The organism is Pseudomonas sp. H2_D02, assembly GCF_054677635.1.
The window spans coordinates 348,084-370,628 of record NZ_CP162816.1; the positions used below are offsets into that span (position 1 = coordinate 348,084).

General features: G+C 61.5%; 19 protein-coding genes. 11 read left to right on the forward strand and 8 right to left on the reverse strand.

The window, feature by feature from the left end:
• Positions 1-17 precede the first annotated feature (17 nt).
• The 3 genes from AB4N42_RS01610 to AB4N42_RS01620 all read right to left on the reverse strand — a co-directional run bounded on the left by AB4N42_RS01610 (position 18) and on the right by AB4N42_RS01620 (position 3,227).
• On the reverse strand, positions 18-1,562 hold the full coding sequence (locus AB4N42_RS01610) for a phosphoenolpyruvate carboxykinase (protein WP_460115774.1): 1,545 nt from the start codon (positions 1,560-1,562) through the stop codon (positions 18-20).
• A 178-nt stretch (positions 1,563-1,740) separates the two neighbouring features.
• On the reverse strand, positions 1,741-2,643 hold the full coding sequence (gene hslO / locus AB4N42_RS01615; protein ID WP_198797044.1) for an Hsp33 family molecular chaperone HslO: 903 nt from the start codon (positions 2,641-2,643) through the stop codon (positions 1,741-1,743).
• Positions 2,644-2,822: 179 nt separating this feature from the next.
• Positions 2,823-3,227 carry an RNA-binding S4 domain-containing protein gene (locus AB4N42_RS01620; protein ID WP_030141548.1) on the reverse strand — a complete coding sequence of 135 codons (405 nt, stop codon included), beginning with the start codon at positions 3,225-3,227 and terminating at the stop codon, positions 2,823-2,825.
• Positions 3,228-3,462: 235 nt separating this feature from the next.
• Between AB4N42_RS01620 and rimB the strand changes: the two genes are divergently transcribed.
• Both rimB and rimK read left to right on the forward strand, forming a co-directional pair.
• Positions 3,463-3,945: a retropepsin-like aspartic endopeptidase RimB gene (rimB, locus tag AB4N42_RS01625; protein WP_460115775.1), complete on the forward strand. Its 483-nt coding sequence runs from the start codon at positions 3,463-3,465 to the stop codon at positions 3,943-3,945.
• Positions 3,942-4,847, forward strand: coding sequence for a 30S ribosomal protein S6--L-glutamate ligase (rimK, locus tag AB4N42_RS01630; RefSeq protein ID WP_003196697.1), 906 nt, complete (start codon positions 3,942-3,944; stop codon positions 4,845-4,847). Before rimB ends, rimK begins: the two co-directional genes overlap by 4 nt.
• Before the next feature lie 85 nt (positions 4,848-4,932).
• Here rimK and AB4N42_RS01635 read toward each other — a convergent pair whose 3' ends face one another.
• Both AB4N42_RS01635 and ompR read right to left on the reverse strand, forming a co-directional pair.
• Positions 4,933-6,246, reverse strand: a complete 1,314-nt coding sequence (locus AB4N42_RS01635) for an ATP-binding protein (protein ID WP_030140494.1) — start codon at positions 6,244-6,246, stop codon at positions 4,933-4,935.
• 111 nt (positions 6,247-6,357) lie between these two features.
• Complete coding sequence (gene ompR / locus AB4N42_RS01640) at positions 6,358-7,098, reverse strand: osmolarity response regulator transcription factor OmpR (RefSeq protein WP_025211284.1); 741 nt, start codon at positions 7,096-7,098, stop codon at positions 6,358-6,360.
• 359 nt (positions 7,099-7,457) lie between these two features.
• On the opposite strand from ompR, the gene AB4N42_RS01645 reads away from it, so the two are divergent.
• The 7 genes from AB4N42_RS01645 to tauD all read left to right on the forward strand — a co-directional run bounded on the left by AB4N42_RS01645 (position 7,458) and on the right by tauD (position 15,854).
• Positions 7,458-9,782: a Tex family protein gene (locus AB4N42_RS01645; protein ID WP_030140495.1), complete on the forward strand. Its 2,325-nt coding sequence runs from the start codon at positions 7,458-7,460 to the stop codon at positions 9,780-9,782.
• The gene (locus AB4N42_RS01650) at positions 9,782-10,165 is read left to right on the forward strand and encodes a PaaI family thioesterase (RefSeq protein ID WP_258648699.1); all 384 of its coding nucleotides are present in this window, start codon (positions 9,782-9,784) and stop codon (positions 10,163-10,165) included. Before AB4N42_RS01645 ends, AB4N42_RS01650 begins: the two co-directional genes overlap by 1 nt.
• 272 nt (positions 10,166-10,437) lie before the next feature.
• Complete coding sequence (gshA, locus tag AB4N42_RS01655) at positions 10,438-12,021, forward strand: glutamate--cysteine ligase (RefSeq protein WP_030140497.1); 1,584 nt, start codon at positions 10,438-10,440, stop codon at positions 12,019-12,021.
• A gap of 313 nt (positions 12,022-12,334) precedes the next feature.
• Positions 12,335-13,312, forward strand: a complete 978-nt coding sequence (gene tauA / locus AB4N42_RS01660) for a taurine ABC transporter substrate-binding protein (RefSeq protein ID WP_181290241.1) — start codon at positions 12,335-12,337, stop codon at positions 13,310-13,312.
• 20 nt (positions 13,313-13,332) lie between these two features.
• Complete coding sequence (tauB, locus tag AB4N42_RS01665) at positions 13,333-14,127, forward strand: taurine ABC transporter ATP-binding subunit (RefSeq protein WP_030140499.1); 795 nt, start codon at positions 13,333-13,335, stop codon at positions 14,125-14,127.
• On the forward strand, positions 14,124-14,963 hold the full coding sequence (gene tauC / locus AB4N42_RS01670) for a taurine ABC transporter permease TauC (protein WP_217860986.1): 840 nt from the start codon (positions 14,124-14,126) through the stop codon (positions 14,961-14,963). The genes tauB and tauC overlap by 4 nt, the downstream gene beginning before the upstream one ends.
• Before the next feature lie 48 nt (positions 14,964-15,011).
• On the forward strand, positions 15,012-15,854 hold the full coding sequence (gene tauD, locus AB4N42_RS01675; RefSeq protein WP_460115776.1) for a taurine dioxygenase: 843 nt from the start codon (positions 15,012-15,014) through the stop codon (positions 15,852-15,854).
• Positions 15,855-16,041: 187 nt separating this feature from the next.
• On the opposite strand, the gene mgrA is transcribed toward tauD, so the two are convergent.
• Together mgrA and AB4N42_RS01685 are read right to left on the reverse strand one after the other, a co-directional pair.
• Positions 16,042-17,079, reverse strand: a complete 1,038-nt coding sequence (gene mgrA / locus AB4N42_RS01680; protein ID WP_030140502.1) for an L-glyceraldehyde 3-phosphate reductase — start codon at positions 17,077-17,079, stop codon at positions 16,042-16,044.
• Positions 17,080-17,289: 210 nt separating this feature from the next.
• A complete protein-coding gene (locus AB4N42_RS01685) occupies positions 17,290-18,180 on the reverse strand; it encodes a LysR family transcriptional regulator (protein ID WP_030140503.1) in 891 nt (296 codons plus the stop codon).
• A 126-nt stretch (positions 18,181-18,306) separates the two neighbouring features.
• Between AB4N42_RS01685 and AB4N42_RS01690 the strand changes: the two genes are divergently transcribed.
• On the forward strand, positions 18,307-19,047 hold the full coding sequence (locus tag AB4N42_RS01690) for an SDR family oxidoreductase (RefSeq protein WP_030140504.1): 741 nt from the start codon (positions 18,307-18,309) through the stop codon (positions 19,045-19,047).
• Positions 19,048-19,059: 12 nt separating this feature from the next.
• On the opposite strand, the gene betT is transcribed toward AB4N42_RS01690, so the two are convergent.
• Positions 19,060-21,021 carry a choline transporter BetT gene (gene betT / locus AB4N42_RS01695; RefSeq protein WP_198797094.1) on the reverse strand — a complete coding sequence of 654 codons (1,962 nt, stop codon included), beginning with the start codon at positions 21,019-21,021 and terminating at the stop codon, positions 19,060-19,062.
• A 486-nt stretch (positions 21,022-21,507) separates the two neighbouring features.
• On the opposite strand from betT, the gene AB4N42_RS01700 reads away from it, so the two are divergent.
• A complete protein-coding gene (locus tag AB4N42_RS01700) occupies positions 21,508-22,506 on the forward strand; it encodes a D-cysteine desulfhydrase (protein WP_030140506.1) in 999 nt (332 codons plus the stop codon).
• Positions 22,507-22,545 lie beyond the last annotated feature (39 nt).

Below are 22,545 nucleotides of genomic sequence, written 5' to 3' on the forward strand. Positions count from 1 at the left end.
CATCTATCAACCAAGCCTTATAGCTGCGGACCTGCCGCCTTGATCGCGTCGCTCACTTCGAACTTCTTGAAGTTCTCGATGAACAGGCCGGCCAGTGCCTTGGCGGCTTCGTCGTAGGCGGCTTTGTCGGCCCAGGTGTTGCGTGGGTTCAACAGGCCAGTCTCGACGCCTGGAACAGCCAGCGGCACGTCCAGGTTGATGATGTCCAGGTGTTCGGTTTCAGCACCGATCAGCGCGCCGCTCTGGATCGCTGCGATCACCGCACGGGTGGTCGGGATGTTGAAGCGCTTGCCGACGCCGTAGCCGCCGCCAGTCCAACCGGTGTTGACCAGGTAGACCTTGGAGCCGAAACCACGGATGCGCTTGATCAGCAGCTCTGCGTATTCACCGGCTGGACGCGGGAAGAACGGCGCGCCGAAGCAAGTGGAGAAGGTCGACTTGATGCCGCTGCCCGAGCCCATTTCGGTCGAGCCCACCAGTGCGGTGTAGCCGGACAGGAAGTGGTAGGCAGCTTGTTCTTCGCTGAGGACCGACACGGGCGGCAGTACGCCGGTCAGGTCGCAGGTCAGGAAGATCACGGCGTTTGGCTCGCCACCGAGGTTCTTCGGTGCGCGTTTTTCGATCAGCTCACGCGGGTAGGCGGCGCGGCTGTTCTGGGTCAGGCTGTCGTCGGCGTAGTCGGCTTTCTTGGTGACCGGGTCCAGGACGACGTTCTCCAACACGGCGCCGTGCTGGATGGCTTTCCAGATGACCGGCTCGTTCTTCTCGGACAGGTCGATGCACTTGGCGTAGCAACCGCCTTCGATGTTGAAGACCACGCCTACGCCCCAGCCGTGTTCGTCGTCACCGATCAGGTAGCGGCTTTCGTCGGCGGACAGGGTGGTCTTGCCGGTGCCCGACAGACCGAAGAACAGGGTCACATCGCCCTCTTCGCCCATGTTGGCGGCGCAGTGCATCGGCAGCACGTCAACGGCTGGCAACAGGAAGTTCTGCACGGAGAACAGGGCTTTCTTCATCTCACCGGCGTAGCGCATGCCGGCGATCAGCACTTTCTTGGCCGCGAAGTTGATGATCACGGTGCCGTCGGAGTTGGTGCCGTCACGCTCAGGCTCGCAGACGAAGTTCGGCGCGTTGAGGATCTGCCACTCGTCCTTGCCGCCGGCGTTGTACTGCTCGGGGTTGATGAACAGGCAGCGGCCGAACAGGTTGTGCCACGCGGTCTCGGTGGTCATCTTGACCGGCAGGTAGTGCGCAGGATCGGAACCTACATGCACGTGAGAAACAAAACGCTCGCGCTCGCCCAAGTAGGCTGCGACGCGGTTCCACAGGGCGTCGAACTTGTCGGCCGGGAACTTGCGGTTGATCGGGCCCCATGCAATGGCGTGCTGGGTGGTTGGCTCTTCCACGATGAAACGGTCGACTGGCGAGCGACCGGTACGATGACCGGTACGTACAACCAGCGCGCCAGTATCGGCAAGCTCGCCTTCACCGCGATTCAGGGCTTCTTTGACCAGATCATCGACACTCAGATCGGTGTACACGGCGTTATTGGCTTGCGTCATGAGATTCCCCGTCGGCCCGTGGCCGAGTGCTCCAAACGTTTTGTAGTAGGAAGTCGCGCACTACTACCCGAAAAAAGTGGGCCGGATTATGCCAGAAAAGCCCAAAAAAAGTAGGGCCCTCCCGTCAGTACGGCGTAAATCCGGCGTTTGCCAGGAGATTTACCTGCGCTGAACCGATTTAGTGACGAGTATCTGACGGTGTGTCGACACCCGCACCGGCGAACAATTGGGCAATGTCCGCGGCATCGAACAGGTAGCGCTCATTGCAAAACTGGCAATCGATTTCAATGGCGCCGCCATGTTCGATCACCAGTTGCTGTGCATCTTCCAGACCCAGACTGACCAGCGCATTGCCGGAACGTTCACGGGAGCAACTGCATTTGAAGCGCAACGGCTGGCCATCGAACAAGCGAACCTGCTCTTCGTGGTACAGGCGATGCAGGACGGTTTCGTTGTCCAGGCCCAGCAATTCATCAGCGCTCAAGGTGCTGGCCAGAGCGGTGACGTGCTGCCAGCTGGCGTCGCGCTCTTCCGGATCACGGATGCGGTCGGCAGGCAGTTGCTGCAGCAGCAATCCACGGGCGCGCCGCCCGTCGGCATAGAGCCAGAAGCGGGTGTTGGTCTGCTGGGACATGACGAAGTAATTGGTGAAGCACTCAGCCAGCGTCGCGCCGTCGAGATCGACGATGCCCTGATAGCGCTTGCCGTGGCTCGGGTCGACCGTCAGGGCCAGCACGCCGTTGGGCATCAGGTCGGCCAAGGTTGCGTCGGGCGCGATCTGCTCCGCGTGATAACGGGCCAGGCCACGGATCTCTCGCTCGCTGGAGCATTCGATCATCAGCAGAGGCACCGGACCTTCGGAGCGCGCCTGGAGGATCAGCAAGCCATCGAATTTCAAGGTACCCACCAGCAGCGCCGCGGCGGCCATCAACTCGCCAAGCAATTGCGCGACCGGCTCCGGATAGGCGTGCTTGGCAAGGACTTCGGCGTAGCTACGCTCCAACGCCACCAGCTCGCCACGGGCGTCGCTGTCATCGAAGATGAAACGTTGGGTGTAGTCGGTATCCGGTAAATCAGTCATAGGGTCTGGTATCTAAGGTGATGGCAATTGATGACGGGCATTTTATGGGCATTCAGGGTGGGTTCCAAGCAAGCCATGATTTTGCTTTGTGGGAAGACTGAGCATCTATCTGCATGTGCAGCGCTGTTGTGGCGAGGGAGCTTGCTCCCTCGCCACGGGTTACCGGTGTGGCCGATGCTTTACTCGCTGTTGCTGCCATGAAACTTGAACAGGTCCCGACGCTGCTTCTTGCTCGGCTTGCCGTCGGTGCTGACGCCCAGGGCACCGGCCTTGCGCTGGGCGGCAGCAGCTTCGCGCTTGGCGACGCTGGCTTCGGTCTCGCGGTATAGCGTTTGAGCTTCCGGCGCGCCGCGACGCACGATGGACAAGGCTTCGACAACCACGGTTTTTTCATCAAAACCGGTACGGATGACGTATTCGTCGCCGATACGTGGCTCTTTGCCAGGCTTGCAACGCTCGCCCCGGTGATGGACCTTGCCGCTTTCAATGGCGGCCTTGGCCAAGGCTCGGGTCTTGTAGAATCGTGCCGCCCACAACCATTTATCGAGACGGACCTTGTCATCCTCTTCGCTTTTTTGTGCCACTGGAATTCCTCTTTCTAACGAATAGCTGGAACTGTACTACCGTTTTTGTCGGGCGCACGAATCCGTCGCGACGGATAGAATGCCCGCCGAACCGCCCGTTCATAGGGCGGGCGTCGGCATCGGCTACACATTCAAACGGATGCGTAGATAACTGTCGCCATTTTGTGATTATTCTGCGTGAATACCGCGATTCGCGGAGTCCACGATCCGATGTGCCAATTTCAGGTTGTTTTTATTGAAGACATTTGACCATCTGACCGTCGTCGGTCTGCGCGAATGGGTGGCGCTCCCGGACTTGGGAGTCGCCGGCCTGCGCGCAAAAATCGACACCGGAGCCAGTACTTCCAGCCTGCACGCTACCGACATCGAGCCATTCGAGCGCGACGGCGAAAAATGGGTGCGTTTCACCGCGCACCTGGGCACGGTGGTGCAGTTGCGCCATCGCCGCTGCGAAGCGCCGCTGGTAGCGCGCAAGACCATCAAGAGCTCCAACGGCCACGCCCAGGTCCGCTACGTGATCAGCACCACGCTGGCGCTGGGCGATCGGTTCTGGCGGGTCGAGTTCACGCTCGCCTGCCGCAAATCCATGCGTTATCGCCTGTTGCTGGGTTCCAAAGCCTTGGTTGACGGCCAGTTGGTGGTCAATCCAGGCATCAAATACGTCCAAGACAAGCCGGCATACCCGGTGTCCACTACCTCTGCCACAGGTGTTGCATGAAGATCGCTGTGCTGTCGCGAAATCCGCGTCTGTATTCCACCCGTCGCCTGGTCGAGGCCGGGACCGAACGTGGCCATGAAATGGTGGTGATCGATACCCTGCGCGCCTATATGAACATTGCCAGCCACAAGCCGCAGATCCATTACCGCGGCAAACCGCTGGAAGGCTTCGATGCGGTCATCCCGCGCATCGGCGCATCGGTGACGTTCTATGGCTGCGCCGTGTTGCGTCAGTTCGAAATGATGGGGGTGTTTCCCCTCAACGAGTCGGTGGCCATCGCCCGCTCCCGGGACAAGCTGCGCTCGCTGCAGTTGCTGTCACGGCGCGGGATCGGCCTGCCGGTAACCGGTTTTGCCCACTCCCCCGACGACATTCCCGACCTGATTGCGATGGTCAACGGCGCACCGCTGGTGATCAAGGTGCTGGAAGGCACCCAGGGCATCGGCGTGGTCCTGTGTGAAACCGCGACGGCGGCGGAATCGGTGATCGAGGCGTTCATGGGCCTTAAGCAAAACATCATGGTCCAGGAGTACATCAAGGAAGCCGGTGGCGCGGACATTCGCTGCTTCGTCGTCGGCGACAAGGTGATTGCCTCGATGAAACGCCAGGCCAAGCCCGGAGAGTTCCGCTCCAACCTGCATCGCGGCGGCAGTGCCAGCCTGATCAAGATCACCCCGGAAGAACGCATGACCGCCCTGCGGGCCGCGAAAGTCATGGGCCTGGCCGTGGCGGGCGTGGACATCCTGCGCTCCAACCACGGACCGCTGGTGATGGAAGTCAACTCCTCGCCAGGCCTGGAAGGGATCGAGACCACCACGAGCAAGAACGTGGCCGGGATCATCATTGAGCATTTGGAAAAGAATGGCGGGCCGAACATGACCCGGACCAAGGGCAAGGGTTGAGGAGCAGCTGCAAGCAGCAAGTTTCAAGCTGCAAGCCAAGCTGCTTCCAACTTGCAGCTTCAAGCTCGCGGCTTGCTGCTGTCTCCTATACCGCATCCCGAGGCAACATCAAGCCCAACGGCAAGCGCACCCGTGCTTCCAACCCGCCACCGACGCGGTTGCGCAGTTCGACGTTGCCGCCGTGCATCGAGGCGATGCGCTTGACGATCGCCAGGCCCAGTCCGGTGCCCTTTCCTCCTCGGGCGCGATCGCCCCGGGTAAAGGGATTGAAAATGGCTTCCAGTTCCGATGGATCAATACCAGCGCCACGGTCCATGACGCTCAGCACCACGTAAGGCGCGCTGGTGTCGCCGGAGACATAGGCTGCGACTTCAACACCGGCGCCCGCATGGTTCAGCGCATTGCCGATGAGGTTGTTCAGCAAACGCTTCATGGACACCCGGCGCAACGGGAACGGCTGGATAGGCTCCAGGCGCAACTGTACTTTTTCGTCGTTCTGGTTATAGGGCGCAACCACTTCCCGCACCAACTCACTGAGGTCCACCTCCTCCACGGACTCATCACGACCGTCTCGAATGAACGCCAGGAACTGGTCGAGAATCGCGTCCATGTCTTCGATGTCACGAACCATCTCGTCGGTCAGGTCGGTGTGCTCGCCCATCAATTCCAGGGAAAGCCGCAATCGAGTCAGGGGCGTGCGCAGGTCATGGGAGACTCCCGCAAGCATCAACTCACGCTCGCGTCCGGCCTGCTCGACATCCTCGGCCATCTGGTTGAAGGCGCGGTAGACCTCGGTCATCTCGCTGGGCGTATCGCTGATCGGTAACCGTACGCTACGCCCCTGCCCCAGCTGCCGGGCAGCGTAGACCAGGCGCTTGAGCGGTTGGTTGAGCTGGCTGACGAAGATCCATGCCGATGCCGTCGATAACAGGCCGATCGCCAGGAACCAACCCAGCACGTTCCAGATTTTCTGGCCACGCAATGGATGCGGGTACAGCGGCACCTTCAACCAACCGTCACCCAGGCTCGGGGCACGCACCCACAATGCCGGAGGCGAATGCATGCGCAGTCGCACCTCGGTGTCGGCGCCCAGTTCGGCCTGCATCTGCCGTTGATAGATTTCGCTGTACGGCCAGTGCTGCTCCCCTTCCGGCACGCCGGCACCAACGACCCGAATCAATGTCGCCGCCTCGGCAATCTTGGCTCGATTGGTTTCGTCAGCCGCCCAATAGGCCCGCAGGGTCAAGGCCACGCCGTGACTGTATTGACGATCCACCAGAACGTCTTCGTTCATCAGCAGGTAGACCAGCGTCAGCGCCTTGGAAAAAAGCACGACGATGAGCACCAGCCAGAGGGTGCGGGAGAAAAAACTCTGGGGGAACCAAACGGGGGTTTTCATGAATAGTCGCTACATACTTGCAGGAGCGAGCGATGCTCGCACAATGACAGACCGCGAGTCGCCTGGAAAAGACTTCAATCAGCCAGGCTACCCGCTCCTACAAATCGCCAATCACTTGCTGGCGGCGCCATCCGGCACGAATACGTAACCTACGCCCCAGACAGTCTGGATATAACGCGGCTTGGATGGATCGGGCTCGATCATCCGTCGCAGACGGGAAATCTGTACGTCGATGGAACGCTCCAGCGCATCCCATTCGCGGCCACGGGCCAGGTTCATCAGCTTGTCCCGGGTCAACGGCTGGCGGGCGTTCATCACCAGGGCCTTGAGCACGGCGAACTCACCGGTGGTGAGCATGTGGATCTCGTCGCCACGCTTGAGCTCGCGGGTGGCCAACGACAGTTCATAGTCGCCGAAGGTCACGCTTTCGTCTTCGCTGCCCGGCGCGCCCGGCACCGGGGCCGATTGGCGACGCAAGACCGCCTTGACCCGGGCCATCAACTCGTCCGGGTTGAACGGCTTGGCCAGGTAATCGTCGGCGCCCAACTCCAGCCCCTTGATGCGGCTCAGTTCGTCGCCCTTGGCAGTGAGCATGATGATCGGGATCTGGTTGTTCGCGCCACGCAGGCGACGGCAAGCGGTCAAGCCGTCCTCACCCGGCAGCATCAGATCGAGGACCACGAGGTTGAACACCTCACGGGCCAGCAGGCGATCCATTTGCTCGGTGTTCGGTACGGTACGGGCGCGGTAGCCCTTGCTGACGAAAAAACGCTCCAGCAGGCTGCTCAGCCCGGGATCGTCGTCAACAATCAGAATTTTTTCGCCTTCAGCAGTTTGTGCTGTGCTGCTCATAGGAAGCTCCTTTGATCTTGGCGCGCATTATGGCCTAGCTGCCGTTATACGCACCGTGTGCATTGTTAGCAGATTTTTCCTCTATCTCCAGCAATCCACCCATCAAACCCTCGGTTCACGACACCCCCGAACAACGGAACGCTGGTTATAATGCGCGGCCTTTGTGCCAGGACCAGGCCGGATCTCTATAACGGCGCAGCACTTTTTTTACCCCTGGCCAGGCAGCACTTTTTGAATTTCGCGGGTCAACAGGCAGCCTTTTGACCCAGGCAGCGGCGCATGCCAGGCCGCTCAACCAGTCTCGCCGAGCCCGGCTTCTGCGGCGGCGAGCCTGATTTCACAATTTGTCAGGTGGTTTTATGGACAGCATCAACAGCCGCATCGCCGAGGAACTCGGCGTCCGCCCACAACAGGTCGAAGCGGCCGTCGCGCTACTCGATGAAGGCTCCACGGTCCCTTTCATAGCCCGTTACCGGAAAGAAGTGACCGGCAGCCTCGATGACACCCAGTTGCGTCATCTGGAAGAGCGCCTGCGCTACCTGCGCGAACTCGACGAACGGCGCATCAGCATCCTGGCGAGCATCCAGGAGCAGGGCAAGCTGACCCCGCAACTCGAGCGCGACATCAAGCTGGCCGATACCAAGACCCGCCTCGAAGATTTGTACCTGCCCTACAAGCAGAAGCGCCGCACCAAGGGCCAGATCGCCTTGGAAGCCGGCCTCGGCGAGCTGGCCGATGGCCTATTCAATGATCCAACCCTGGCCCCGGAAACCGAGGCCGCACGCTTTGTCGATGCCGAAAAAGGCGTGGCGGACGTGAAGGCCGCGCTGGAAGGCGCCAAGTACATCCTCATGGAGCGCTTCGCCGAAGACGCCAACCTGTTGGAGAAACTGCGCAACTTCCTCAAGCAGGAAGCCATCCTCAGCGCCCGCGTCATCGCCGGCAAGGAAGAGGAAGGCGCCAAGTTCCGCGACTACTTCGAGCATGACGAACCGCTCAAGAGCATGCCGTCCCACCGTGCCCTGGCGATTTTTCGTGGCCGCAACGAAGGCATTCTCAGTTCAGCCCTGAAGGTCGGTGAAGAACTGCCCGGCACCATGCACCCGTGCGAAGGCATGATCGGCCAGCAATTCGGCATCCAGAACCAGAACCGCGCCGCCGATAAATGGCTGGCCGAGGTGGTGCGCTGGACTTGGAAGGTCAAGCTCTACACCCACCTGGAAACCGACTTGCTCGGTGAGTTGCGAGACAACGCCGAGACCGAGGCGATCAACGTATTCGCCCACAACCTACACGACCTGCTGTTGGCCGCACCGGCCGGCCCGCGCGCCACCCTGGGCCTCGACCCAGGCCTGCGCACCGGCTGCAAGGTGGCGGTGGTGGACTCGACCGGCAAACTGCTGGACCACGCCACGGTCTACCCGCACGTGCCGCACAACAAGTGGGACCAGACCATTGCCGTACTCGCCGCCCTGTGCGCCAAGCATTCGGTGGACCTGATCGCCATCGGCAACGGCACCGCCAGCCGCGAGACCGACAAGCTGGCCGCCGAGCTGATCAAGAAATACCCGGCCATGAAAATGACCAAGGTCATGGTCTCCGAGGCCGGTGCTTCGGTTTATTCGGCGTCGGAACTGGCTTCCAAGGAATTCCCGGACCTGGACGTGTCGATTCGCGGTGCGGTGTCGATCGCCCGTCGCCTGCAGGATCCGCTGGCGGAACTGGTGAAGATCGATCCGAAATCCATCGGCGTCGGCCAGTACCAGCACGACGTTTCCCAACTGAAACTCGCCCGTGGCCTGGACGCCGTGGTGGAGGATTGCGTGAACGCCGTGGGCGTGGACGTGAACACCGCTTCGGTGGCGCTGCTGGCGCGTATCTCCGGCCTGAACGCCACCCTGGCACAGAACATCGTCACCCACCGTGACGAACATGGCGCGTTCAAGACCCGCGCCGCGTTGAAGAAAGTCCCGCGCCTGGGTGAAAAAACCTTCGAACAGGCCGCCGGCTTCCTGCGCGTCATGAACGGCGACAACCCGCTCGACTCTTCCGCAGTCCACCCGGAAGCCTACCCGCTGGTGCAACGCATCGCCGCCCAGACCGACCGCGACATCCGCTCGCTGATCGGTGACGCCGCGTTCCTCAAGCGCCTGGACCCGAAGAAATTCACCGACGAAACCTTCGGCCTGCCCACCGTGACCGACATCCTGCAAGAGCTGGAGAAACCGGGACGCGACCCACGCCCTGAGTTCAAGACCGCCGAATTCCAGGAAGGCGTCGAAGACCTCAAGGACCTGCAACCGGGCATGATCCTCGAAGGCGTGGTGACCAACGTGACCAATTTCGGCGCGTTCGTCGACATCGGCGTACACCAGGACGGCCTGGTGCACATTTCGGCGCTGTCGGAAAAATTCATCAAGGACCCACGCGAAGCCGTGAAGGCCGGCGATGTGGTGAAAGTGAAGGTCATGGAAGTCGATATCCCGCGCAAACGCGTTGGCTTGTCGATGCGTATGAGCGACACGCCAGGTGAGAAAGTCGACGGTGCCCGCGGTGCTCGCCCAGGCGCCGCGCCGCGCCAGTCGCAGAACACCGCACCGCGCAAGGAGACCGCCACGGCAGCCCCGGCCAACAACGCCATGGCCTCGCTGTTCGCCAACGCCAAGCAACTGAAGAAACGCTGATGGACGCGCCGGCCGGGTTGGTTCAGAGCGCGTTCTTCACGCTGCTCGGCTGTCGGCTGCAAAGCCTCGGGGACGGGGTGGCGCAAGTCGCCCTGGGCCTCGAACCCGAGTTGCGCAATCGTGGCGGCAAGCTGCACGGCGGTGCGCTGTTCAGCCTGGTGGACATCGCCATGGGCCTGGCTTGCTCCAGTGTCCATGGCTTTGACCAGCAGAGCGCGACCATCGAGTGCAAGATCAACTACATCCGCGCCGTCTCAGACGGCGAGGTGTTGTGCACCGCCCGGGTCATCCACCCGGGCCGGCGCACGCTGGTGGTGGAGGCCGAGGTGATGCAGGGCGACAAGCTGGTCGCAAAAGCGCAAGGCACGTTCGCTGTCCTGTAGCTCCCTGCCATCGATTTGGGGTAATTTCGACGCCATGAATGCGGTGTCGAAATTTCTCTGTGGGAGCGGGCTTGCTCGCGAAGGCGGTGTATCAGGCGACTCCAATGCTGACTGATACGCCGCTTTCGCGAGCAGGCTCGCTCCCACAGGGGCCGTGGCGACCTGTCGTTAGCCGTATGAAAACCAGGCGAAAACGCCAGTTTTAACTTCACCCTTGTAGACCGTCTTGCCCACCCCCATATTGGGGCGACTGACGCGTGAAGGAATTCAACTTGAGCGACCTTTTAAACCGCCGCCTGGCCCTGCTCGGCGAGCGCGCCAACCTCTCCCTGCTCGAGCAGTGCCTGCACGGTATCGAACGTGAATGCCTGCGCGTCACCGATGACGGGCGCCTGGCGCAGACCCCGCACCCGCAAGCCCTGGGCTCGGCGCTGACCAACGAACAGATCACCACCGACTATTCCGAGTCGTTGCTGGAGTTCATCACCCCGGCCCTGGCCAACCCGGCCGACACCCTGCGCAGCCTCGACAGGATCCACCGGTTCGTCTACAGCAAGCTCGGCGACGAATACCTGTGGAGCCCTTCGATGCCGTGTCCGTTGCCGGCCGAGGAAGAGATTCCGATCGCCTATTACGGCACCTCGAACATCGGTCGACTCAAGTATGTCTATCGCAAGGGCTTGGCCCTGCGCTACGGCAAGACCATGCAATGCATCGCCGGGATCCACTACAACTTTTCCCTACCGGAAAAGCTCTGGCCCCTGCTCCGGCAGGACGAAGCCATCGACGCGAGCGACCGGGACTTCCAATCGTCGGCCTACATCGCCCTGATCCGTAATTTCCGTCGCTACAGCTGGCTGCTGATGTACCTGTTCGGTGCCTCGCCGGCCCTCGACGTCGGTTTCCTGCGTGGCCGGCCGCACCAGTTGGAACAGCTGGATCCGGACACCTTGTACCTGCCCTACGCCACCAGCCTGCGCATGAGCGACTTGGGTTACCAGAGCAACGCCCAGGCCGGCTTGACGCCTTGCTACAACGATCTGGCGAGCTACACCGACAGCCTGCGCAAAGCGGTGGCAACGCCGTACGGGCCGTACGTCGAAGTCGGCACCCACCAGAACGGCGAGTGGGTGCAGCTCAACACCAACATCCTGCAGATCGAAAACGAGTACTACTCCAATATCCGTCCCAAGCGCGTGACCTATACCGGCGAGCGGCCAATCCAGGCCCTGATGGCTCGCGGGATCCAGTACGTCGAAGTGCGTTGCCTGGACATCAACCCGTTCCTGCCGATGGGCATCGACCTCACCGAGTCGCGGTTCCTCGACGCGTTCCTGCTGTATTGCGGCCTCAATGACAGCCCGCAGCTGGAAAACAACGAATGCAGCAACGCCACCAGCAACTTCCTGACCGTGGTCAAGGAAGGCCGCAAGCCGGGCCTGCAACTGCAGCGCCAGGGGCAAGCCGTGGATATGCAGGCATGGGCCCTGGAATTGCTCGAGAATATCGCTCCACTGGCAGCGCTGCTCGACCAGAGCCAGGGTGGCGACGCCCACCGTCAGGCGCTGGACGCGCAACGAGCGAAAGTCCGCGATCCATCGCTGACGCCCTCCGCCCAGGTGTTGGCCGCCATGGCCGAGCATCAGGAAAGCTTCGCTCAGTTCTCCCTGCGCCAGAGCAAGGCCCACGCCGAGTTCTTCCGCGCCGAGCCGTTGGCGACCGAAGAGCAAGCCGCGTTCGAGCAAACCGCTCGCCAGTCCCTGGTCCAGCAAACCGAGCTGGAGCAGAACGAGGTGGGGGATTTCGATGTGTTCGTGGGTTCGTATCAGGCGAGCATTTTGGCGATCAGTAACTGACCGAGCATTCCCATGATTCCTTCGTGGGAATGCAGCTGTGGCGAGGGGATTTATCCCCGCTGGGTTGCGAAGCGACCCCAAAACGGCGGTAAGTGACCTGTCTGACACACCGAAGAGGAGCTTTAGGGCTGCTACGCAGCCCAGCGGGGATAAATCCCCTCGCCACAAAAGCCATGTACAACTCCAATTTCTGCCCCTTGCATAGACTTTTTCGCAGATAAGCTAATTCGAAAAAGTTATTTATTTCTTAATTCTTAGATCATTTAGTCTCCTCCAACGCCGACTCTCCGGCGGCCTGTTGAGGAGCTACACCATGTCTTTGAGTTTCCCCCTTCGCCTTCTCGCGGCCGCCTCCCTGGCTGCGGCGAGTCTTTTTGCCCAGGCGGCCGACCTGACCGTCGCCTACCAGACCACCGTTGACCCGGCGAAAGTCGCCCAGGCCGACGGTGCCTATGAAAAAGCCACCCAGGCGAAGATCGCCTGGCGCAAGTTCGACAATGGCGCCGACATCATCGCCGCCATCGCCTCGGGCGATGTGCAGATCGGTTACCTCGGTTCCAGCCCGCTGACCGCCGCCATCACGCGTAAGGTTCCAGTGGAAACTTTCCTCATCGCCACCCAGATCGGCGCCGCTGAAGCCTTGGTCGCCCGTGACGGCTCCGGCATCAAGACCCCGCAAGACCTGATCGGCAAGAAGATCGCCGTGCCGTTTGTCTCCACCGGCCACTACAGCCTGCTCGCCGCGCTGAAGCACTGGAACATCGACCCGTCGAAAGTCACGGTGCTCAACCTCGCCCCGCCGGCCATCATCGCCGCCTGGAAACGCGGCGACATCGACGCCACCTACGTCTGGGACCCGGCCCTCGGCGTCGCCAAGGAAAACGGCAAGGTGCTGATCACTTCGGCTGAACTGGCCCAGTTCGGCGCACCGACCTTCGACGCGTGGATCGTGCGCAAGGATTTCGCCCAGCAGCATCCCGAGATCGTCACGGCGTTCGCCAAAGTCACCCTGGATGCCTACGCCCAGTACCGCAAGGATCCGCAAGCCTGGCTGGCCGATGCCTCCAACATCGACAAGCTGGTGAAGCTCTCCGGCGCCAAGGCCAGTGATATCCCGCTGCTGTTGCAAGGCAACGTCTTCCCGCTGGCCGCAGACCAGGTGGTGAGCCTCGGCGCTCCAACCACCCAGGCGATTACCAACACTGCCGCGTTCCTCAAGGAGCAAGGCAAGGTCGAAGCAGTGCTGCCGGATTACGCGCCGTACGTCAGCGCCAAATACATCACTCGCTGATCGAAAAAGGAGACGCCGAGATGGCCTTGCTACAGCTGGAGCGCATCAGCGCACAGTACCCCGGTGCAACGAAACCGGTACTGGCGGATATTTCGTTGACCCTGGGCCCGCAGCAGTTGTTGGTCGCCCTCGGCCCATCCGGCAGCGGCAAGACGTCGCTGCTGAACCTGATTGCCGGGTTCGTCGAGCCCAGCGCCGGGCAAATCACCCTCGACGACGTGCCGGTGTCAGGCCCCGGCGCCGAACGTGGCGTGGTGTTCCAGGACGATGCGCTGTTGCCCTGGCAGGACGTGCTGGCGAACGTCGCTTTCGGCCTGGAACTGGCCGGAGTTGCCAAGGAAAAACGCGAGGCTCGCGCCCGGGAGATGCTCGCCTTGGTGGACTTGGCCGGTTTCGAAAAACGCCGCGTCTGGCAGCTGTCCGGCGGCCAGAAGCAACGCGTAGGCCTGGCCCGCGCGTTGGCAGCCGATCCGCGATTGTTGTTGATGGACGAACCTTTCGGCGCCCTGGACGCTTTCACCCGCGAGCAGATGCAGGAGCTGTTGCTGCAAGTCTGGCAACGCACCGCCAAACCAGTGTTCCTGATTACCCACGACATTGAAGAAGCCGTGTTCCTGGCAACCGATCTGATCCTGCTGGCACCCGATCCCGGGCAGATCGTCGAGCGCCTGAGCCTGGATTTCGGCCGCCGCTACGGCGCGGGTGAATCGGCCCGCTCCATCAAGTCCGATCCACGCTTCATCGAGACCCGCGAGCATGTGCTTGCCAAGGTGTTTTCCCAACGCAGCGCCACTCGACAACAGGAGCGCGCATGAGCAGTTATGAAATCCCAGCCGTGGCCGGCGATGCCGTGACCTCGCGCGCGGCAGCCCCCGTACGACGCAGCCTGGGCACACGTTGGATCAGCGGGCTGACGTTGGTCGTGTTGCTGCTGCTCTGGTGGGCGATCACCGCCAGCGGGCTGATCGAACCGCTGTTCCTGCCGCCGCCCTCCGCCGTTCTGCAAAAGGGATGGCTGCTGGCAACCAGCGGCTACATGGATTCGACACTCTGGCAACACCTGGGCGCAAGCCTCGGGCGGATTGGCCTGGGCCTGTTGTTCGCAGTGCTCACGGCGGTGCCGGTGGGCATCGCCATCGGCGCCAACCGTATCGCCCGTGGGGTGCTCGATCCGCTGATCGAGTTCTATCGACCGATTCCGCCCCTGGCCTACCTGCCGCTGATCGTGATCTGGTGCGGCATCGGCGAGCTGTCGAAAGTCCTGCTGATCTACCTGGCGATCTTCGCCCCGATCGCCATCGCCACCGCCACCGGCGTGCGCACCGTCGACCCGGCCAAATTGCGGGCCGCGCAATCCCTCGGTGCCACCCGGGCGCAACTGATCCGTCATGTGATCGTGCCCAGCGCGTTGCCGGACATTCTCACCGGTATCCGCATCGGCCTGGGCGTGGGTTGGTCGACGCTGGTCGCCGCTGAATTGATCGCGGCCACCAGCGGCCTGGGGTTCATGGTGCAGTCGGCGGCGCAGTTCCTGGTCACCGATGTGGTGGTGCTGGGAATCCTGGTGATCGCCCTGATCGCCTTCGCCATGGAAATGGGCCTGCGCGCCCTGCAACGCAAGCTGGTGCCATGGCACGGCCAGGCCCATTGATACGCAATGACCACGCCGACCATTCGGCGCCCATCCGAGAGAACCACCATGAGCCGCCCGACCATTACCCCCTTGAGCATTGCCCTCGGCGCGCAGATCAGCGGGATCGACATCAGTCATCCGCTGAGCCTGGAAGACCGGGATTTCATCGAGCAGGCGCTGCTGGAACATCAGGTGTTATTTTTCCGCGACCAGCCGATCGAACCGCCGCAACAGGCACGTTTCGCTGCGTATTTCGGTGACCTGCACATTCATCCGATCTATCCCAACGTACCGGAGCAGCCCGAAGTGCTGGTGCTCGACACCGCCGTCACCGACGTTCGCGATAATGCCGTATGGCACACTGACGTGACCTTCCTGCCGACTCCTGCCATGGGCGCCGTGCTCAGCGCCAAGCTGCTGCCGGCGTTTGGCGGCGACACGTTGTGGGCCAGTGGCATCGCTGCCTACGAAGCCTTGTCGGCGCCATTGAAAAGCCTGCTGGAAGGCCTGACGGCGACTCACGACTTCACCCGTTCGTTTCCGCTGGAGCGCTTCGGCAACTCCGCCGAGGACTTGGTGCGCTGGGAAGAAGCACGGCGGAAAAACCCACCGCTGTCCCATCCGGTGATTCGTACGCATCCGGTGAGCGGTCGTCGCTCGCTGTTCGTCAACGAAGGCTTTACCACTCGCATCAACGAGCTGTCGGAAAGCGAAAGCGAGGCGATCCTGAAACTGCTGTTTGGCCACGCCACGCGGCCGGAATTCACCGTTCGCTGGCGCTGGCAGGCCAATGACGTGGCGTTCTGGGACAACCGCGTGACCCAGCATTTCGCCGTGGACGACTACCGCCCTGCCCGGCGCGTGATGCATCGGGCGACGGTGTTGGGGGATGTGCCGTTTTTCAGGTGAGTGCCTTGCCCGAATGGTTTTCCGGGGTAACGCATATCCCCGTGGCGAGGGAGCTTGCTCCCGCTCGACTGCGCAGCAGTCGCAAAACCTGTCCCACTGCCTTTCCTGATACGCAGTGTTGAATGGGTTTGGGGCCGCTTCGCGGCCCAGCGGGAGCAAGCTCCCCTCGCCACAGGGGTGTTCGGTATTACTCAGCCGTCGAAGGCTTCTCCCACAGATTGATCCCGCCCTCCTGGGCAAAGCGGTCGATCTCGGCCAGTTCTTCGGCGCTGAAATCGAGATTGCGCAGGGCCCCGACGTTCTCGACGATCTGCTCCGGCCGGCTCGCGCCGATCAGGGCGGAGGTGACCCGTGGATCGCGCAACGTCCAGGCCAGGGCCATTTGAGCCAGGCTCTGGCCGCGACGCTGGGCGATTTCGTTGAGCGCACGGACGTGGGCGATGTTTTCCTCCGACAGATGCGACGCTTGCAACGAGCCGCCCCCCGGGCGATTCACCCGCGCATCGGCGGGAATGCCCTTGAGGTATTTGTCGGTCAGCAAGCCCTGGGCCAGCGGCGTGAAGGCGATGACGCCCGTGCCGAGTTCCTCGGTGGCGTCCAGCAGGTCTTTTTCCACCCAGCGATTGAGCAGGTTGTAGGCCGGCTGGTGGATCAGCAGTGGGACTTTCCATTCCTTGAGCAGCGCGGCCATTTCCCGGGTCTTCACGCCCGAATACGAAGAGATGCCAATGTACAAGGCCTTGCCCTGTTGCACGGCCGTGGCCAGGGCACTGGCTGTTTCCTCCAGCGGCGTGTCGGGGTCGAAACGGTGGGAATAGAAAATGTCCACGTAATCCAACCCCAGGCGCTGCAGGCTCTGGTCGAGACTGGCGAGTACGTATTTGCGTGAACCGCCACCCTGGCCATACGGGCCGGGCCACATGTCCCAGCCAGCCTTGCTGGAGATGATCAGTTCATCGCGGTACTGCTTGAAGTCTTCACGCAACAGCCGGCCGAAATTGATTTCGGCGCTGCCGTAGGGCGGGCCGTAGTTGTTGGCGAGGTCGAAGTGATTGATGCCCAGGTCAAACGCCGTGCGCAACAAGGCTCGCTGGGTATCGATCGGCGTGCTGTCGCCGAAGTTGTGCCACAAGCCGAGTGACAGGGCTGGCAGCACCAGCCCGCTGCGACCGACGCGGCGATAGGGAATGGACTCGTAGCGGTTTTGCGCAGCGGTGTAGGTCATCGAAAAGGGCTCTCTGTTCGGATGGCGGGTGGCAAAAGCTAACATTTCACAGACGCATCGGTCAGGCCGAAAGTTCGCAGATCCCTGTGAGAGCGAGCTTGCTCGCGAAGGCATCTACAAACTCAACAGTTGCGCTGGCTGACCCACCGCCTTCGCGAGCAAGCCCGCTCCCACAAGGTATTAGCGGTGCCATGGAAATCGAAAACTACATCAACGCGCCTGCGCAAACACCTCCGCCACCCAGTCCACGAACACCCGTACCCGTGGCGACATGTGTCGGTTGTGCGGATAAAGCACCGACACTGGCATGGAGGGTGGCGGCGTCGCGGCGAGCACCTCCTGGATCAGGCCCTGCCGGATCGGCTCCTCCATCCGGTAATGGGGGCACTGGATCAGGCCCATGCCGGCAATGGCCGACGCGGCGTAGATTTCCGCGCCGGACACCGACAACGTCCCCCCGATCTGCACTTCCTTCAGTTCGCCGTCGACCATGAATTCGAACGGATACAGCTTGGCGGTGGTGCGCGAGACGTAATTCACTGCCTTGTGATGCCGCAAGTCATCGAGGTTTTTCGGTTCGCCGTATTGGCGCAAGTAACCAGGGCTGGCGCAGGTGACTTGCCGAAGATTGGCGACACGCCGGCCAATCAATGACGAATCCGCCAACGTACCGGAGCGCACGACGCAATCGACGCCCTCGGCAATCAGGTCGACGAAACGATCCGCCTCACTGATGAACAGTTCTATTTCCGGATAGCGGGCCATGAACTGCGGCAACGCCGGAATCACGAAATATCGCGCCTGTGTTCCGTGCAGGTCCACCCTCAGCTTGCCTTTGGGCGCAACGCCGCGAAACGCCAGTTCGGCTTCTTCCAGCTCGGCCAGCAATTGTACGCAGCGCGGGTAATAGGCTTCGCCATCGAGGGTCGGGCGCACCTTGCGCGTGCTGCGCTCGAGCAAACGCACACCCAACCAGGCCTCGAACTGATTGAGCGTATGGGTCAGCGTGGCCCGTGGCATGTTCAAGTCTTCAGCAGCCAGGGTGAAACTGCTGCGCTCGTAGATGCGGACAAACACCCGCATGGCCTTGACCTGATCCATTGAAATCCTGCGCTCCGATTGTTGGAGATTATTGAACAGTCAAGGCAACTTTCCGGCATTTATCGGCGAGAGTAAACATGTGAATCTGCCTGCAACCCATCACTACATCCCAAGGGGATTCTCGCCATGACTGCTTCAAACTCCAAAGTTGCCATCGTGACCGGCGCCTCCCGTGGCATCGGCGCAGAGATTGCCAAGCAACTGGCCAGCGACGGCTTTGCCGTTGCCGTCAACTTTGCCAGCAGCGCCAACGAAGCCTCCAAGCTGGTGGTGCAGCTGCGTCAGGCCGGTCACCAGGCCATAGCGGTGAAAGCCGACGTGTCGGTTGCCGCCGACGTCAGCCGGATGTTCGATGAAGTCGAAGCACAACTGGGCAAGATCGATGTGTTGATCAACAACGCCGGCATCCTCCAGGTCATGCCCTTGGCGCAGCACAGCGACGAGTTGTTCGACCGTACGTTCGCCATCAACACGCGCGGTACCTTCAACACCCTGCGCGAGGCCGCGACTCGGCTGAACGATGGCGGCCGCATCGTGAATTTTTCCAGCAGTACCGTAGGGCTGAACCTGCCTGGCTATTCGGTGTACATCGCCAGCAAAGCCGCGGTGGAGTCACTGACCCAGGTGTTCGCCAAGGAACTGCGCGGTCGCCAGATCACGGTCAACGCCGTGGCGCCGGGGCCGGTCGCCACCGAACTGTTCATGCACGGCAAAAGCGAGGAGCAGGTCCAGCACTACGCGAAGATGCCGCCCCTGGAGCGCCTCGGCCAGCCGGAAGACATCGCCAGCATCGTGTCTTTCCTGGTGAGTCCGGCTGCCGGTTGGGTCAATGGGCAGATCCTGCGGGCCAATGGTGGGCTGGTCTGAGGCTTCACTCGATCAACGCACCAGATGCAAGAACTGCATGTGCCGCTCGTACTGGTCGAGGATGTCGTTGATGACCTGCTCCTTGGAATAGCCCACCAGGTCGTAATCCTGGCTGCCTTCACTCAGGTGCACTTCGGCACGGTAGTAACGCCGGTTGTTGATTTGCTTGGAGCCCATGCCACCCCGGGCGAAGGACGGTGTGAAGTAACCGCGCATCTGCACTTGGTAGATGAACGGATGCTGCTCGCCATGGCCGATTTCCAGGCTGACACTGTCGGCCGCCGGGTCGGGTTGGGTCATTACGGTCAGGCCCTTCTCGATGAACACCGCTTTCACATCTTCGATGGCCGGGCGCACCGTGCTATCCAGAAAGCGGTACACCTCATCGCGAGAAGGAAAATGCACCGCCTGGCTCAGGCGCTGGCGCCAGCCGCCAGTGCCCCGTCGCGAAGCCGAAACGGGCGCCAACGAATGCAGTTGCGCAATCTGCTTCTGGGATTCGAGGTAGAACGCCTTGTGCAGGCCCCACATCATCAGCAAGAGAATCAGTGAAAAGGGCAAGGAGGTCAGCACCACCGCTGACTTGAGCGCATCGATGCTGCCGGAAAATAGCAAGGCGCTGGTCACCAGGGCGGTCATCGCGCCCCAGAACACCCGCAGCCATTTCGGTCCGTCTTCATCCGGACTGCCGCCCTTGGCCGAAAGCGTGGACAGCACCACGGTGCCGGAGTCGGCGGAGGTGACGAAAAACACAAAGCTGATAAACACCGTGACAGCGATGACCGTCTTGCTCCACGGGTAGGTCTCCAGCAGCAAGTAAAGGCTCATCGACGGGTTATCCACCGCCGACATCCCCAAGGCGCTCATGCCATGGTTCAACACTTGGTCGAGGGCGCTGTTACCAAAGATCGACATCCACGCCAGGGTGAAACCGAGGGGAATCAACAGCACGCCAAAGACGAATTCGCGAATCGTCCGGCCACGGGAAATACGTGCGATGAACAGCCCCACGAACGGCGACCACGCAATCCACCATGCCCAATAGAACACCGTCCACCCGCCCAGCCAGTCGCTCGGCTTGTCGTAGGCGTACAGGTCAAAACTTTTCATTGGCAAGGCGCCGAGATAGTCACCGACGTTCTGGATCAACGTGTTGAGCAAATGCTGGGTCGGGCCGGCAAACAGCACGAACAACAGCAACGCGCAGGCCAGCAGCATGTTGATGTCGGACATCACCCGCACGCCTTTGTCGACGCCGGCCACCGCGACGATGATCGCCGCGCCCATCATCAGCACGATCAGGCCGACCTGGATCCACTGGGTGTGAGCGATGCCGAACAGGTAATCCAATCCGGAATTGAGGTGCAGCACACCAAACCCCATGTCCGCACCGAGGCCGAACACCGTTGCGATAATGCCGAAGCCATCCACGGCATAACCGATCGGACCGTTGATGCGCTTGCCAATCAACGGATACAACGCCGATCGCAACGCCAGGGGCAAATTGTGCCGGTAGGCGAAGTACGCCAAGGCCATGCCGACAAAGGCAAACACCCCCCAGCCGTGCAGGCCCCAGTGCAAGAAGAGAATCTGCATGGCCTGGCGCGCCGCATCGGCAGTACCGGCTTCGCCTTGGGGCGGCTGTGCCAGATGGGTCAGCGGCTCGGAAACACAAAAGAAAAACAACGTGATGCTGATCCCGGCGGCGAACAACATGCCGGCCCAGGACAAGTAGCTGAATTCGGGCTCGTCATGGTCGGCACCGAGCTTGATCTTGCCGTAGCCCGACAACGCAGTGACCACCACGAAAATCAAATAGAGGGTCATCGCCAGCAAGTAGTACCAACCGACTGTATTGGCCGCCCAGTTCTGGGCCGCCAGCAGCCAGGCGCCGGCTTGCGCGGGCATGGCGATCACCACCAGGCCGAACAGCAGGATGAAGGTCGCGGCGAAGTAAAACACCGGCGGATTCATGCGGACCAGGCCGCTGGGTGAAAGGGACGAAGTACTCATCGACGAAGCACCTCGCAAAACGAAATCGTGACGTGCGCAAACGGACTCGGCAAAGGCAAGCCTCCTGTTGTGAGCGGGCAGCAAACCAATGGTTTAACTTGAATGAACGTTCAAGTTAAACATGAATAGCTAGCTAAGGACTAATCGCAGGGCTCAACGGCACGTTTCCTACACTAGCCCATGGCTGGGTATGACGGTGCCTGGCGGGCATTCGTTCATTAACGCAGGCCCAGATTGTGGGAGCGGGCTTGCTCGCGAAGGCGTCGGCCTATCCGAAATCATCGGTACAGACAGATCGCTTTCGCGAGCAAGCCCGCTCCCACAGGTGAAGTGCAGGGCAATCCGACAATGGCGTCGCCAGATCCGCACTCGGACAGAAACATGCCGGTTGCCCCTGAATATCCACGTGCCTATAGTCCAGGCATCGCCTACAACCAGTACGGACCCATGATCAAAGAACAGCTGTCTCGCTTTCATCGTCTTGACCTGCTCGGCCACCCGACACCCCTGGAAAAACTCGACCGTCTCTCCGCCTGGCTCGGCCGGGACATCTACATCAAGCGCGACGACCTGACGCCCCTGGCCCTGGGCGGCAATAAACTGCGCAAGCTCGAATACCTGGCCGCCGACGCCATTGCCCAGGGCGCCGATACCCTCATCACCGCTGGGGCGATCCAGTCCAATCATGTACGCCAGACCGCAGCCCTGGCCGCGAAGCTGGGCCTGGGCTGTGTGGCGCTGCTGGAAAACCCGATTGGTACCGAGGACAGCAATTACCTGGGGAACGGCAATCGTCTGTTGCTGGAGCTTTTCGACGCCAAGGTCGAGCTGGTAGACAACCTGGACAACGCCGATGACCAATTGCAGGCCCTCGCTGGCCGTCTGCGCAGCAACGGCAAAAAACCGTACCTGGTGCCGATTGGTGGTTCCAATGCCTTGGGCGCGCTGGGTTATGTACGCGCCGGCCTGGAGCTGGCCGAACAGATCAAGGACACCGGCGTCGATTTCGCCGCGGTGGTACTGGCCTCGGGCAGTGCCGGCACGCACAGCGGCCTGGCGCTGGCCTTGAGCGAAAGCCTGCCTGCGCTTCCGGTCATTGGCGTAACGGTTTCGCGCAGCGAAGAGGACCAGTTTCCAAAGGTACAAGGCTTGGCCGAGCGCACCGCCGAGCTGCTTGAAGTGGCCCTCCCAGAGGCATTCAAGGTGAACCTGTGGGATGAATATTTCGCCCCCCGCTATGGCGAACCGAATGCCGGGACACTGGCAGCGGTCAAGCTGTTGGCGAGCCAGGAAGGTCTGCTGCTCGATCCCGTCTATACCGGCAAGGCCATGGCCGGCTTGCTCGATGGCATCGGCCGCGACCGTTTCGATGACGGCCCGATCATTTTCCTGCACACCGGCGGCGCGCCGGCGTTGTTCGCCTATAACGCGGCGTTCTCGGCTTAGAAGACTCAATGGAGGGCTTTTGTGGGAGCGAGCTTGCTC